14 protein-coding genes and 1 pseudogene are annotated in these 12534 nt (G+C 65.3%); 9 read left to right on the top strand and 6 right to left on the bottom strand.

The window, feature by feature from the left end:
• The first annotated feature begins 27 nt into the window (after positions 1-27).
• Both Q1J79_RS03085 and Q1J79_RS03080 read left to right on the top strand, forming a co-directional pair.
• A complete protein-coding gene (locus Q1J79_RS03085; protein ID WP_300296350.1) occupies positions 28-921 on the top strand; it encodes a DMT family transporter in 894 nt (297 codons plus the stop codon).
• A gap of 82 nt (positions 922-1003) precedes the next feature.
• The gene (locus tag Q1J79_RS03080) at positions 1004-1639 is read left to right on the top strand and encodes a glutathione S-transferase family protein (RefSeq protein WP_300296348.1); all 636 of its coding nucleotides are present in this window, start codon (positions 1004-1006) and stop codon (positions 1637-1639) included.
• A 141-nt stretch (positions 1640-1780) separates the two neighbouring features.
• On the opposite strand, the gene Q1J79_RS03075 is transcribed toward Q1J79_RS03080, so the two are convergent.
• Genes Q1J79_RS03075 through Q1J79_RS03055 form a run of 5 tightly spaced genes read right to left on the bottom strand, consistent with a single transcriptional unit; the run spans position 1781 to position 5280 of the window.
• On the bottom strand, positions 1781-2467 hold the full coding sequence (locus tag Q1J79_RS03075; protein ID WP_300296346.1) for a type 1 glutamine amidotransferase: 687 nt from the start codon (positions 2465-2467) through the stop codon (positions 1781-1783).
• Positions 2468-2469: 2 nt separating this feature from the next.
• Entirely contained in the window at positions 2470-3867 is a 1398-nt protein-coding gene (locus Q1J79_RS03070) for a serine hydrolase (RefSeq protein WP_300296345.1), read from the bottom strand.
• Between the two features lie 4 nt (positions 3868-3871).
• Positions 3872-4522 carry a LysE family translocator gene (locus Q1J79_RS03065; protein WP_300296343.1) on the bottom strand — a complete coding sequence of 217 codons (651 nt, stop codon included), beginning with the start codon at positions 4520-4522 and terminating at the stop codon, positions 3872-3874.
• Between the two features lie 35 nt (positions 4523-4557).
• A complete protein-coding gene (locus Q1J79_RS03060; protein ID WP_300296341.1) occupies positions 4558-4944 on the bottom strand; it encodes a hypothetical protein in 387 nt (128 codons plus the stop codon).
• A 24-nt stretch (positions 4945-4968) separates the two neighbouring features.
• The gene (locus Q1J79_RS03055; RefSeq protein ID WP_300296339.1) at positions 4969-5280 is read right to left on the bottom strand and encodes a type II toxin-antitoxin system HigB family toxin; all 312 of its coding nucleotides are present in this window, start codon (positions 5278-5280) and stop codon (positions 4969-4971) included.
• Between the two features lie 374 nt (positions 5281-5654).
• Here Q1J79_RS03055 and folP point away from each other — a divergent pair, with 374 nt between their 5' ends.
• The 3 genes from folP to thiD all read left to right on the top strand — a co-directional run bounded on the left by folP (position 5655) and on the right by thiD (position 8721).
• A complete protein-coding gene (folP, locus tag Q1J79_RS03050) occupies positions 5655-6455 on the top strand; it encodes a dihydropteroate synthase (RefSeq protein ID WP_300296338.1) in 801 nt (266 codons plus the stop codon).
• Positions 6456-6553: 98 nt separating this feature from the next.
• Positions 6554-7900: a phosphoglucosamine mutase gene (gene glmM / locus Q1J79_RS03045; RefSeq protein WP_300296336.1), complete on the top strand. Its 1347-nt coding sequence runs from the start codon at positions 6554-6556 to the stop codon at positions 7898-7900.
• On the top strand, positions 7897-8721 hold the full coding sequence (gene thiD, locus Q1J79_RS03040) for a bifunctional hydroxymethylpyrimidine kinase/phosphomethylpyrimidine kinase (protein ID WP_300296334.1): 825 nt from the start codon (positions 7897-7899) through the stop codon (positions 8719-8721). Before glmM ends, thiD begins: the two co-directional genes overlap by 4 nt.
• An 11-nt stretch (positions 8722-8732) precedes the next feature.
• Here the strand turns inward: thiD and Q1J79_RS03035 are convergent, their stop codons facing one another.
• Positions 8733-10157, bottom strand: a complete 1425-nt coding sequence (locus Q1J79_RS03035) for a PLP-dependent aminotransferase family protein (protein ID WP_300296332.1) — start codon at positions 10155-10157, stop codon at positions 8733-8735.
• Between the two features lie 106 nt (positions 10158-10263).
• Here Q1J79_RS03035 and Q1J79_RS03030 point away from each other — a divergent pair, with 106 nt between their 5' ends.
• From Q1J79_RS03030 to Q1J79_RS03015, 4 genes and pseudogenes are all read left to right on the top strand, one after another.
• On the top strand, positions 10264-10536 hold the full coding sequence (locus Q1J79_RS03030) for a DUF1127 domain-containing protein (RefSeq protein WP_300296330.1): 273 nt from the start codon (positions 10264-10266) through the stop codon (positions 10534-10536).
• 146 nt (positions 10537-10682) lie between these two features.
• Positions 10683-11294 carry a LysE family translocator gene (locus Q1J79_RS03025; protein WP_300296329.1) on the top strand — a complete coding sequence of 204 codons (612 nt, stop codon included), beginning with the start codon at positions 10683-10685 and terminating at the stop codon, positions 11292-11294.
• A 10-nt stretch (positions 11295-11304) separates the two neighbouring features.
• The gene (locus Q1J79_RS03020; protein ID WP_300296328.1) at positions 11305-12096 is read left to right on the top strand and encodes a PhzF family phenazine biosynthesis protein; all 792 of its coding nucleotides are present in this window, start codon (positions 11305-11307) and stop codon (positions 12094-12096) included.
• 139 nt (positions 12097-12235) lie between these two features.
• Positions 12236-12534 (top strand): annotated as a pseudogene (locus Q1J79_RS03015) (hypothetical protein); the annotation flags it as partial.

The raw sequence follows: 12534 nt of genomic DNA, 5'->3' as shown, positions 1-12534 counted from the left end.
ATGCGTTCGGCCCGGATGGAGATTGGGATGCAGGACAGGACCCGCGGCATACTGGAAATGACCGGCGCTATGCTGATCTCGGGCACCATCGGCGGTTTCGTCGTGGGCTCGGGCCTGCCGGTGCTGCATGTGGTGTTCTGGCGCTGCGTCTTCGGGTTCGTCGCCCTGCTGGCCGTCTGCGCGGCGATGGGGCTGTTCCGGCCCGGCATGCTCACCCGCCGCCAGCTCGTCATCGCGGTCCTGGGCGGCGTGGCCATCGTGCTGAACTGGCTGCTGCTGTTCGCCGCTTACGGCCATGCCTCGATTTCGGTTGCCACGGCGGTCTACAACACCCAGCCCTTCATGCTGGTCGGCCTCGGCGTGGTCTTCCTGGGCGAACGGCTGACGGCGGCCAGGCTCGCCTGGCTCGGCATCGCCTTCGGCGGCGTGCTGCTGGTCCTGCAGGGCAGGCCGGGCTCCGCCGCGCCGGGCGGCGACTACCTCGTGGGCATCGCGCTGGCCCTGGGCGCGGCTTTCTTCTACGCCCTGGCGGCGCTGGCGGCCAAGGCGCTCAGGGGCGTGAAGCCGCATCTGATCGCGTTGATCCATGTGGCCGTCGGCATCGTCATGCTGGCGCCGTTCGGCGCTTTGTCGGCGCTGCCGACGGGGAATCAAAGCTGGAGCATCCTGCTCACGCTGGGCCTGGTGCATACCGGGGCGATGTACATCCTGCTCTACGGCGCGCTCCAGCGCCTGCCGACGCCGGTCGCCGGCGCGTTATCCTTCCTCTATCCGCTCGTGGCCCTGGCCGTGGATATCGTCTGGTTCGGGCGGGAATTCGGCGCGGTGCAGCTTGCCGGCATGGCCACGATCCTGTTCGGCGCTGCCGGCATGACGCTCGGCTGGACCTCGCTGCGGGTGGCAGGGCGCCGCGCCGTGTAGACGGCCGCATCGGTAAAGATCGTCAGCCCCGGGCGAGGGCCTTTCATGCTACGCTCCCGCGCCATTCGCATAGGGAGTCCGCATGCTCACCGTTCATCATCTCGGCAAGTCGCAGTCCGAGCGCATCGTCTGGCTTTGCGAGGAGCTGGGCATTCCCTATGAGCTGAAGCGCTACGACCGCGCGCCCGTGATGGCGCCGGCCGAGTACAAGGCGCTGCATCCCATCGGTTCGGCACCGGTGATCACGGATGGTGATCTCGTGCTGGCCGAATCCGGCGCGGTGGTGGAGTACATCATCGCGATATACGGCGACGGTCGCTTGGCCCTGGCGAAGGACCATCCCGACTTCGCGGCCTATCTCTACTGGTTCCATTTCGCCAATGGCACGCTGCAGCCCGCATTGATGCGCGTGCTGATCTCGGGCCGGCTCAATCCACCGGCCGATCACCCGGCGGTGCTGACCGGGCGGCAGCGCATGGCGCTCTGCCTGGGCATGATGGACTCGCGGCTGGGCGAGGCGTCCTGGCTCGCCGGGCAGGATTTCACGGCGGCCGACATCATGAATGTCTTCTGCCTCACCACCATGCGCCGCTACCTGCCCTACGATCTGTCGCCCTATCCCAATATCCGCGCGTATCTGGCGCGCATCGGCGCCCGCCCGGCCTATCGCCGCGCGATGGACAAGGGCGATCCGGGCATGGAATTGCTGCTGGCGTGACTGGAGGCAACAACAGCTTAAGTACTATTCGTCATGCCCGGCCTTGTGCCGGGCATCCACGACTTTTTCTGTCTGGCACGAAACAAAGACGTGGATGGCCGGGACAAGCCCGGCCATGACGGTTGCGTGATGCCTGTTTGCTTACCGCCCCGCTAGGAAGTCGGCGATCCAGCGCATGCCGGTATCGTCCGCTACATCGCCGGTCTCGGCCTGCGGCGGCAGGCCCGGCTCGGCACCCTGTTTCGACAGGCAGGCGATCAGGTCGGCCAGATAGGGCCGGTTGAATTCCGGATGGAACTGCACGGATAAAATCGGCGCGTCGGTGTAGCTTAAGCCCGCATAGGGGCAGGCGTCGCTCTGCGCCACGATCTCCGTGCCGGGCGGCTGCACAACGATCTGGTCCTGATGAAAGGCCGGCATCGCCACGCTCTGCGCCGCGCCGTTGAAACGGGTCGCATAGGTCTCCAGGCCCACGCGCCAGCCGATTTCGGCCTTCTGCACCCGGCCGCCCAGCGCCTCGGCGATGATCTGGTGGCCGAAACACACGCCCACCATGGGGCGCCGCTGTGCCGCTACTGCTCGGATGAAAGTTTTCAGCGGCTCAATCCACGGCAGGTCGTCGTAGACGCCATGGCGCGACCCGGTCAGCAGCCAGGCATCGCGCGCCTCCGGCCCGGGCAGCGCCTCGCCATGCACGACTGAAACGGTCTCGAAGGTGGCTAAGGGCAGCAGGGGCGCAAGCTGCGCGCTGAACATCGCGGGATAGCTGATGTAGGTGTTCCGTAACGCTGCGGGGACCGGCCCGCATTCGATAATGCCGATTTTCATGGTCACTTTTTTTGACTTGTTCGTTTCTTCTTCTCATAGCGCCGAACCAGCTGAGCCGCTACTTTCTGGCGTCGTTCCATATTCCAGAACTCCGTCACGTGACCTTTTGAATTGCGTTTCAGCCAGACCTCTTCACCGTGGCTGCCATAGCCGTTTGCAAGTACGATGCGGCCCGTATTGCGACCAGTCACCTCGATCTCAGCGGCATCCTGGAAGGGTGCCAGCATACCGGGGCCGGCCATCAGGACGCGGTTCCCCATCGCTACCAGGTCACAGGCACCCCACAATCCCCACCAGCGGCCGCTCCAGTCGGTATGGCGTTTCACCGGAGCGCCGCGCTGAGCGAAGGTCTGCAGGATATGGAGGATACCATCCACCCAGCCGCCGGCCATGCCGTCAATAGAATTGGTCAGCACGGCGATGCTCAGGCCCTGGCCTGGAATAGTAATGCAGCGCGAGATGAAACCCTGCAGGCCGCCGGTATGGCCGAACCAATCCCAGCCATTGCTGCGGCCGACCATCACGCCGAGGCCATAGTCACCGCCCATGCTGGCATGCGGTATGCTCCATTGCTTACGCGTCATTTCACGCCGACTTTCTGCCGACAGAATGCTCTTGTTGGCCTGTGGCGAGAGTTGGTTGAAAAACAGTGCAAGGTCGTGTGCGGTGCTGACAAACCCGCCTACCGGCGCCAATGCGTGCAACGGCTGGTCGCACGGAATGATTACGCGGCGACCGAGCAGAAGCCGACCGCTGTGGCCGTGCATCAGTCCAGGCTTTGCCGCCATGCCGCGCAGCAGCGGCATGTCTGTCGTAGTTTCACTGAGGCCTAGAGGTCTGAGGATTTCTCTCGCCATCCAGTCGGCATAAGACTGACCGGTAATGTGTTCGATCACCATGCCGAGCAGGGCATAGCCCAGGTTGGAATACTTGAATCGTGTATTTTGTGTGATGGTCGGCCCATCCTGCAGATCTTTTAGAACCTCAACTGCCTTTGGAAATGGCCGGGTGTCGGCAAAGTAGCCGCTGTTCTTGCTATCGCGCCGCAGGCCGGCGCTATGCGATAAAAGTTGCTGCAGGGTGACGCGGGCCGTGCTGCGATCAAGTTTGCCGGGTAGATATTGCCCGACGGCATCGTCAAGCTTCAGCTGGCCTTGCTCGCGCAGCTTCAAAATCCCGGCAGCGGTAAAACTCTTGGAATGCGAAGCGACGCGGAAGAGGTGGCGCGGGGTGAGTTTTGCCTGTGTCTTCAGGCTGGCAACACCGAAGGCCTGATCGAATATGATCTTGCCATTCTGTGCGATGGCAACCACGCAGCCGGGCCGCTGCCATGCTTCCATCTGGAAGTCCATCCATTGCGGAATATAGCCCAGGGCCGGTTTGAGCCAGTTTGGCCTCATGGCTTTATCGCTCCGCCAGCGCCAGCTTCGCCCCCAAAGCCACAAACGCCGCCGCAAAGGTGCGGCGCAGCCAGAGCAGGATGGCCGGGCGGCTGAGCACGTGGTCGCGCACGGCGGCCGCAAAGAATCCGTAGAGCACAAACACGCCGAAGGTGAGCGCCATGAACACGGCGCTCAAAGCCAGCATCTGCGCCAGGGCGTCGTCTGCGTCGGCGCGCACGAATTGCGGCAGGAAGGCGAAGAAAAAGATCGAGAGTTTTGGGTTGAGCAGGTTGAGCAGGATGGCTTCGACAATTGTCTTGCTATGGGGCACCTGCCGCGCCGTTTTGCCCGCACCCGCGCCATTCGCCGCATTGCCCAGCGAGAGCGCGCCGCGGTCGCGCCAGGTCTGCCACGCCATCCACAGCAGATAGGCCACGCCGGCATAGCGGATGATGTCGAAGGCCAGGGCGCTGGCATGCAGCAGGGCGGCCAGGCCGGTGATGGCGGCCAGCATATGCGGCACGATCCCCAGCGTGCAGCCAAAGGCGGCCACCGCGCTGGCCTTCGCGCCGCGCGAAAGCCCGGCGGCCAGGGTGTAGAGCACGCCGGTGCCCGGCGTGGCCACCACGATCAGGGCGATGATCAGGAAATCGAGGCTCATGGCAGAGGTCATAGGGTGCGGCTCCTTCGGGTGGAGTGGGGGATAGGTCAGGCGGCCTGCGAGGGTTCGGTTGCCGGCGGCAGCAGCAGGTCGGCCGGAATGCCAAAGCGGGCGCGCAGGCGCTGGATCATCGCCATGCTGAGCTGCTTCTTGCCGTTCAGCACCTCGCTGACCCGGCTGGGCGTGCCGAGCAGGGGCACCAGATCGGCGCGCTCCAGTCCATGCTGGTCCATCAGGTAGCGGAGGATGTCGGCCGGCCGGGCGCTGCGCGGCGGCCAGCGCCGCCGCTCATAGGCCGCGATCAGCTCGGCCTGGGCGCGCAGCCGCGCCAGCGCCGCGGCGTCGGGATTCGTCTGCTGCATCAGGGCTGCCACCATCGCCTGCGCCTCGGCCAGATCGGCATCGTTCTCGATCACGATCAGGGTCGCCTTCATGTCATCCGCTCCGTCCTGCCGTCATCAGATAGTCTGGGCGTCGATGGCATCATACTCCGCATGGCTGCCGAAGAAGCGGATCGCCAGCACGCCCGCCCTGTATTCCACCACGGCCACCAGCCGGTAATCGTTGCCCTTGATATTGAACACCACGCGCCCGCCTTTCAGGATGCTGGCCTTGGGATGCGCCTGTTTCACATCCTCGGGCGTCGCCCAGTTCGCCCGCCGCACGATGGCCAGCCAGGCATCGTATTGCGCCCGCGCGGCTCGGATGCCTTTATGGCCCGCATGGGTGGCGAAATAGGCCTCGGCCAGGCTGGTCCCGATCACGAGCATGGCCAGCCTAGCAGAAATTCCAAAAATTGGAAAACACCGGGGCTTTCACGGCGCGGCAATCCAATCTTGCTTTTTTGATGAGAACATGATAGGAACATTATGTCCAGCAAAAATCCGGAATACACACCCAGGGTAGCAAAACTGGTTAACGCGAACCTGGGCGAACTCAAACGAACCCAAACGAACCCGAACGGTTCCCAAACAAACCTGAGTGGTTCAAAACGAACCTGAACGAACCCAAACGAACCTGAACGGTCTGAACCGAACCAGATGAACCGGCCCCGATCCGCATGAGCCTTCCCCCGTCAGCCCCCCCGCCGGCTGCCCTGCCGGGCTTCGACTGGTCGCGGCCCCCGGAAAAGGGGTGCTGGGTCATGGGCATCGTCAATGTCACCGACGACAGTTTCTCGGGCGACGGCCTGAAGGGCGATGTTCCGGCGGCCATCGCCCGCGCCCGGCAGATGGTGGAGCAGGGCGCCGACATCATCGACCTGGGCGCGGAATCCACCCGGCCCGGCGCGGCGCCGGTTTCGCCAGAGCAGGAAATCGCCCGCCTGCTGCCGGTGATCGAGGGCCTGAAAGACCTGAAAATTCCGCTCTCGGTGGATACGCGCCATGCCGCCACCATGCGGGCGGCCGCGAAAGCCGGGGCCGCGCTGATCAACGACATTTCGGCCCTGGAAGGCGAGGGCAGCCTGGCCGCCGCCGCCGAAACCGGCCTGCCCGTGGTGCTGATGCATATGCAGGGCGAACCGGGCAGCATGCAGCAGGCGCCGCATTACGTGGACGTGGTGGCCGAGGTGTTCGATTACCTGAAGCACCGCATCGCCGCCTGCGAGGCCGCCGGCATTCCGCGCGGCAGGATCATCCTCGATCCCGGCATCGGCTTCGGGAAAACGCCGGCCCATAACCTCAGCCTGCTGCGCGCCACGGCGACATTCCGCCACCTGGGCTGCGCCCTGCTGGTCGGCGTGTCGCGCAAGAGCTTCATCGGCGCGGTGAGCGGCGAGGGGGATGCTGCCCGCCGCCTGCCCGGTTCGCTGGCCGCCGGGCTCTGGGCGGTCGCGCAGGGGGCCGATATCCTGCGCGTGCATGACGTGGCCGAGACCGTGCAGGCCCTGAAAATCTGGCGCGGCATAGCGGTTGCGCCTGTAACGGCTCGTAACGTCTGGTGATGGGGAAAACCCGCGTCAGGCCTGACTTTTTTAACGCTCCTGTGGCATAGTCCGCCACCAATACAGCTTGCTGCTTCAGCTTACCGGGAACGATTCGCATGCCCCGTAAATTCTTCGGCACCGACGGCATCCGTGGCCTCGCCAATACCGAACCGATGACGCCCGCCACGGCGCTGCGCGTCGGCATGGCCGCCGGCGCCTATTTCACCAATGGCAGCCATCGCCATCGCGTGGTGATCGGCAAGGATACCCGGCTGTCGGGCTACATGCTTGAACCCGCCCTGGTGGCGGGTTTCACCGCCGTCGGCATGGACGTGTTCCTGGTCGGCCCGATGCCCACGCCGGCGGTGGCCATGCTGACCCGCGCCCTGCGCTGCGATCTCGGCGTGATGATCTCGGCCTCGCACAATCCCTTCCACGATAACGGCATCAAGCTGTTCGGCCCCGATGGCTACAAGCTGTCGGATGCCGCCGAGCGCGAGATCGAGGCGATGATCCTGGGCGAGACGCAGCCTCGCCCGGCCGAGGCCGCCAAGCTCGGCCGCGCCAAGCGGCTGGACGACGCCGATGGCCGCTATATCGAATTCGCCAAGTCCACCCTGCCCAAGGGGCAGAAACTCTCCGGCCTCAAGATCGTGGTCGATTGCGCCAATGGCGCCGCCTACAAGGTGGCGCCGGCCGTGTTGTGGGAGCTGGAGGCCGAGGTGATCTCCATCGGCGTCAAGCCCGATGGTTTCAACATCAACAAGGATTGCGGCTCGACCCAGCCCAAGGCCCTGCAGGAAGCCGTGGTCGCCCATGGCGCCGATATCGGCATCGCGCTGGATGGCGATGCCGACCGCCTGGTGATGGTGGATGAACGCGGCAGCGTGATCGACGGCGACCAGCTCATGGCGGTGATCGCCGAAAGCTGGCAGGGCCAGGGCCGGCTGGCCGGCAAGACCCTGGTCGCCACCGTGATGTCGAATCTGGGGCTGGAGCGTTTCGTCAACGGCTTAGGGATCGAATTGCTGCGCACCAAGGTGGGCGACCGCTACGTGCTGGAAGCGATGCGCGAGCAGGGCTTCAACCTCGGCGGCGAGCAGTCGGGCCATATCATCCTCTCCGACTTCGCCACCACCGGCGACGGCCTGGTGGCCGGCCTGCAGGTGCTGGCCGCGTTGTGCGAATCCGGCAAGAAGGCCAGCGAATTCTGCCAGCGCTTCGCGCCCTATCCGCAATTGCTGCGCAACGTGCGCCATGCCGGCGGCAAGCCGCTTGAGCTGCCCGCCGTGCAGTTGGCCATCGATACGGCCGAGAAGCGGCTGGGCAAGCAGGGCCGCGTGGTGATCCGGCCCAGCGGCACCGAGCCGCTGATCCGCGTGATGGCGGAAGGCGAGGACCAGACGCTGGTGGAAACCGTGGTGGCCGATATCGTCACCGCGCTGGAGCAGGCGGCGGCATGAGCGCTTCGGCGGGCGCGGCGGCGAAACACCGTGGCCGCGTCCTGATCATCGCCGGCTCGGATTCCGGCGGCGGCGCCGGCATCCAGGCCGATATCAAGACGGTCACGGCTTTGGGCGGTTACGCCGCCACCGCGATCACCGCGCTCACCGCGCAGGACACCGTCACGGTGCATGCGATCCATGAGGTGCCGGCCGAATTCATCGCGCTTCAATTGCGCGTCGTGCTGCAGGACATCGGGGCGGATGCGATCAAGACCGGCATGCTGCATCGCGCCGATATCATCGAAGTGGTCGCCGATGCGCTGACGCAATACGCGCCCGACGTGCCGCTGGTGGTCGATCCGGTGATGGTGGCCAAGGGCGGCGCCCGGCTGTTGCAGCCACAGGCCGAAGCCGCGTTGCGCGAGATCCTGATTCCACGCGCCACGCTGATCACGCCCAACCTGCCCGAGGCCGAGGCGCTCTGCGGGCTCAGCATTCCCGATGCGGCGGCCATGCCGGCGGCGGCGCAGGCTTTGCTGAAATTCGGTCCGCAGGCCGTGCTGCTGAAAGGTGGCCATCTGTCGGGCGAGCAGCTCGTCGATCTGTTATGTGATGCGGCAGGCAGCGAAAGCTTCACCTCGTCCAAGCTGCATACCAGCTCGACCCATGGCACCGGCTGCACGCTGGCTTCAGCCATCGCCACCGGGCTGGCCTTCGGATTATCGCTGCGCGAGGCGGTAGCGCAGGCGCGCGCCTATGTGCGCCGGGCGATCGAAACCGCGCCGGGCTTCGGCCAGGGCCACGGCCCGCTCAACCACGCCCATACGGTGAAGCGTTAAACCACCGCGCCCTATACGACAGCGCGGCGCGCTTCCGGGCCGCGCTCCAGCAGCACGCGCAGGCGGCGCAGGCCTTCGGCCACTTCCGCGCGGTCCGGCGACGGCGCCAGCGAGATGCGCACCCAGGGCGGCGGATTCGGCCGGTTGTCGGGCACAAACGACGTGCAGCTGGCGATGCGCACGCCCTGGCCCAGCGCCTGGTTGGTGAAGTCGTTCGGCCGCCATGGCTCCGGCAGTTCCAGGTAGCAATGCAGGCTGGCCGGATGCGTCTTCAGCGTCAGGCCCTCGAAGATCCCGGTCGCGATGGCGTTGCGGATTTCCGATTCCTCGCGCAGCCGCTCGACCAGGCTGGCCGCCGTGCCGTCCTCGATCCACTGCCGCACGATCTCCTGGTTCAGCCGCGGATTGTTCACGGCATAGGCATGCAGCGCGTCGGCGAACCGCTCGATCAGCGCCAGCGGCGCGGCGATCCAGCCCACGCGCAGGCCCGGCGCCATGCATTTCGAGGCGCTGGTGATGTTGATGGTGCGCTCCGGCGCCAGCACGGCCAGCGGCGTCGGCCGCTCACGCACCAGGAAGCCGTAGACGTCGTCCTCGATGATGGTCAGGTCGTATTTGCGCGCCACCGCCACGATCTCGGCGCGGCGCTCCTCGCCCATCATCACCGTGGTGGGATTGTGAATCGTCGGCTGGATCAGCACCAGGCGGCTGCCGGTGCGCCTGGCGGCCTCGGCCAAAGCGTCGGGGCGCATGCCCTCGTCGTCCATCGCCACGGCTTCCAGCTTCACCGGCCGCTGCTGCGCATTCTCATGCACGCCGCCATAGGTGAGCGATTCGACCAGCATGGTCTCGTTCGGCATGGTCATCGCGGTGATCACCACGGCCAGCGCCTGCTGCGCGCCGGCGGTGGCGATGATCTGCTCGGGCGCGACGTCCAGGCCGGTCCGCGCGATCCACTGCGCGGCGGCCACGCGATGCGCCGGATCGCCCAGGGTCTGGCTGTAGCCGAGCAGGTTCTGCAGCCCACGCCGCTGCGCCAGTTTCTGCAGCGACCGGCGCAGGATCTCGTCGTAATCGGGCAGCGTCGGTTCGTTGCGCGACAATTCGATCACGCCCGGCGTCGCCAGCCGCGGAATCTCGCTCTCGTCGAGGCTGATCGCGTGGCTGCTGTCGTTCGAGAAAGTCCCGTTCGCACCGGTCTTCACGAAGGTGCCGCGCCCGACCTCGCCCGACAGCAAACCCTTCTGCTCGGCCAGCATGTAGCCGCGGCTGACCGTGCCGACAGTGACGCCGAGCTTCCAGGCGAGATTGCGCTGCGGCGGCAGTTTCGCGCCGGGCGGCAATTCGCCGGTCTGCACGGCGGTTTCGATGGCGGCAGCCAGCGCCTGGTAACGCGGGCCGGGGAAGAGATCGAGTTTTGGTATCCACATTGTCATGGTGACAATATTCGCATTGACGCAATCAAAGAGTCAATATTGTATCTGAATTGCCCGAATTGATCGGGTTCAATTCACACAAGTCACCCGGAAATGGAGGGGTGCCATGACAAATTGTATCGATACAATCGACCGGCCCTACGGTAGCGGCCCGGTCGAACGCGCGGGCAGCACGATCGGCCGGGTAATCGACCGCGTGGTCGCTGTCAGCGCCCAGGGCGCGATGGCCGCCGTGCTGATGCTGCTCGACTGGCAGCGCCGGGCCCGGGAGCGGGCGCATCTGGCCGCTTTGCCCGACGATATTCTGAAGGATGTCGGCCTGTCCCGCGCCGATGTCGAGGCCGTCACCCACAAGTCGGTCTGGCTGCGCCAGGGCTGAACCGTTAAGCCCCCCGGCTGCCGGCGTCGCGCGATGTCTCTCACACCCGCCTGCGACGCCGGCCATGCCAGCAAAACTCAGCCAATGACCGACGCTTCCAGCCGTGCCCATCGTTTTGCCGTCGCCGAACTGGCAAGGGAGGCAACATGAATGACCTTGCCGGCCTGTCCGGTTTCCTACTGCTGCCGCTGGCGTTGTTTGCCATGGTCACCTCGATCACGCCCGGGCCGAACAACATCCTGCTCACCGCATCGGGCGCCAATTTCGGCTTTCGCCGCACGTTGCCCCACATGCTGGGCATCAGCGCCGGTTTCCTGTCGCTGATCGTCGTCAGCGGGCTGGGCGTGGGCGCCGTCATCCTCGCCAGCCCCTTGCTGCATCAGGGGCTGAAGCTGCTCGGTGCGGCCTACCTGCTGTGGCTGGCCTGGCAGCTGGCGCGTGCCGGCGCCATCGAGGATGCGATGAAGGGGCGGCCGATGCGGTTCCACGAGGCGGCACTGTTCCAGTATGTGAATCCCAAAGCCTGGATGATGGCGATTGGCGCGATTGCCGCTTTCACCACGCCGGGCGGCGATTATGCCGTCGAACTGGGCCTGATCGCCGTGATCTTCACGCTGATCAATCTGCCCTGCGTTTCGCTCTGGGCGCTGTTTGGGGTCGGCATCGGCCGCTTCCTGCACAATGCCCGGCAGCGGCTGACCTTCAATCTTGTGATGGCGGGGCTGACCGTGTTGTCGGCGCTGCTACTATTCCTGTGACGGAGACGACATGAAACTGCCGATCTACCAGGTCGATGCCTTTGCCGAGCAGGTATTCAAGGGCAATCCCGCCGCTATCGTGCCGCTGGAAACATGGCTGCCCGAGCCGGTGATGCAGGCCATCGCGGCCGAGAACAATCTGGCCGAGACGGCTTTCTTCGTGCCGGAGGACGACGGTTTTGGCCTGCGCTGGTTCACGCCGGAGGTGGAAGTTGATCTGTGCGGCCATGCCACGCTGGCCAGTGCCTGGGTGATCTTCAACAAGCTGCATGGCGGCCGCAAGCGCATCGACTTCTCGACCAAGAGCGGCATCCTGACCGTCACGCCCGATGGTGAAACCGGCCGGCTGGCGCTGGATTTTCCCAGCCGCATGCCCCAACTGGCGCAGCCCTGCGCCGGTTTGATCGAAGCCCTCGGCGCGCAGCCCAGCGAAGTGCTGGCCGGCCGCGACTATTTCCTCGTCTATGACGACGCGGCCACGGTGCGGAACCTGAAGCCCGACATGAACGGGCTGATGCAGATTGACAAATTCGCCGTGATTATCACTGCGCCGGGAGACAAGCCGGGCATTGACTGCGTGTCGAGATTCTTCGCGCCAGCCAAGGGTATCCCCGAAGATCCCGTCACCGGCTCGGCGCATTGCTCCATCGTGCCCTACTGGTCCAAACGCCTGGGCAAAAGCGAGATCACGGCCTACCAGGCCTCGGCACGTGGCGGCGTATTGTATTGCCGCGACGAGGGCGAGCGTGTGCGCATGGCTGGCAGCTGCGTGCCATACCTGGAGGGCAGCATCACGGTGTGATGCTCTAGGATTCGAATCTCGGCGGCCGCCCCGATGGCCGCCGGTGGCCGGTGCCCAAACCCGGCCGGGCGCGGCGCTTTACCCCTGTTAAGCGTCGCGCCCTTTTCTTTTCCGAGGTAGTGGCCGCATGATGGATGCCATGACCGACTCGAAACCGACCATCACCATCGAACCTGTCAGCACGCCTGACGACCTTGCCGCCGCCAAGGCGCTGTTCCTGGCCTATGCCCAGTCGCTGGATTTCAGCCTGTGCTTCCAGGATTTCGATGCGGAACTGGCCGCCATGCCGGGCAAATATGCGCCGGCGCAGAAGGGCGCGCTGCTGCTGGGTAAGGTGGATGGGGTAGCGCGCGGCGTGGTTGGTCTGCGCGATCTGGGCGGCGGTATCTGCGAAATGAAGCGGCTGTATGTCGACCCGGCTGGCCGAGGCCACAATCT

Origin of the sequence: Ferrovibrio sp. (assembly GCF_029255545.1) — a bacterium.
Classification (GTDB): Bacteria; Pseudomonadota; Alphaproteobacteria; order Ferrovibrionales; family Ferrovibrionaceae; genus Ferrovibrio.
This window is presented reverse-complemented; position numbering and strand designations above follow the sequence as displayed.

Coding starts and splice junctions, on each gene's coding strand:
- folP (WP_300296338.1), top strand. CDS start 5,655: ATGGGCATCGTCAATGTCACCGACGACAGTTTCTCGGGCGACGGCCTG.
- Q1J79_RS03060 (WP_300296341.1), bottom strand. CDS start 4,944: ATGAAGGCGACCCTGATCGTGATCGAGAACGATGCCGATCTGGCCGAG.
- Q1J79_RS03085 (WP_300296350.1), top strand. CDS start 28: ATGCAGGACAGGACCCGCGGCATACTGGAAATGACCGGCGCTATGCTG.
- thiD (WP_300296334.1), top strand. CDS start 7,897: ATGAGCGCTTCGGCGGGCGCGGCGGCGAAACACCGTGGCCGCGTCCTG.
- Q1J79_RS03070 (WP_300296345.1), bottom strand. CDS start 3,867: ATGAGGCCAAACTGGCTCAAACCGGCCCTGGGCTATATTCCGCAATGG.
- Q1J79_RS03075 (WP_300296346.1), bottom strand. CDS start 2,467: ATGAAAATCGGCATTATCGAATGCGGGCCGGTCCCCGCAGCGTTACGG.
- Q1J79_RS03065 (WP_300296343.1), bottom strand. CDS start 4,522: ATGACCTCTGCCATGAGCCTCGATTTCCTGATCATCGCCCTGATCGTG.
- Q1J79_RS03025 (WP_300296329.1), top strand. CDS start 10,683: ATGAATGACCTTGCCGGCCTGTCCGGTTTCCTACTGCTGCCGCTGGCG.
- Q1J79_RS03020 (WP_300296328.1), top strand. CDS start 11,305: ATGAAACTGCCGATCTACCAGGTCGATGCCTTTGCCGAGCAGGTATTC.
- Q1J79_RS03030 (WP_300296330.1), top strand. CDS start 10,264: ATGACAAATTGTATCGATACAATCGACCGGCCCTACGGTAGCGGCCCG.
- Q1J79_RS03035 (WP_300296332.1), bottom strand. CDS start 10,157: ATGACAATGTGGATACCAAAACTCGATCTCTTCCCCGGCCCGCGTTAC.
- Q1J79_RS03055 (WP_300296339.1), bottom strand. CDS start 5,280: ATGCTCGTGATCGGGACCAGCCTGGCCGAGGCCTATTTCGCCACCCAT.
- glmM (WP_300296336.1), top strand. CDS start 6,554: ATGCCCCGTAAATTCTTCGGCACCGACGGCATCCGTGGCCTCGCCAAT.
- Q1J79_RS03080 (WP_300296348.1), top strand. CDS start 1,004: ATGCTCACCGTTCATCATCTCGGCAAGTCGCAGTCCGAGCGCATCGTC.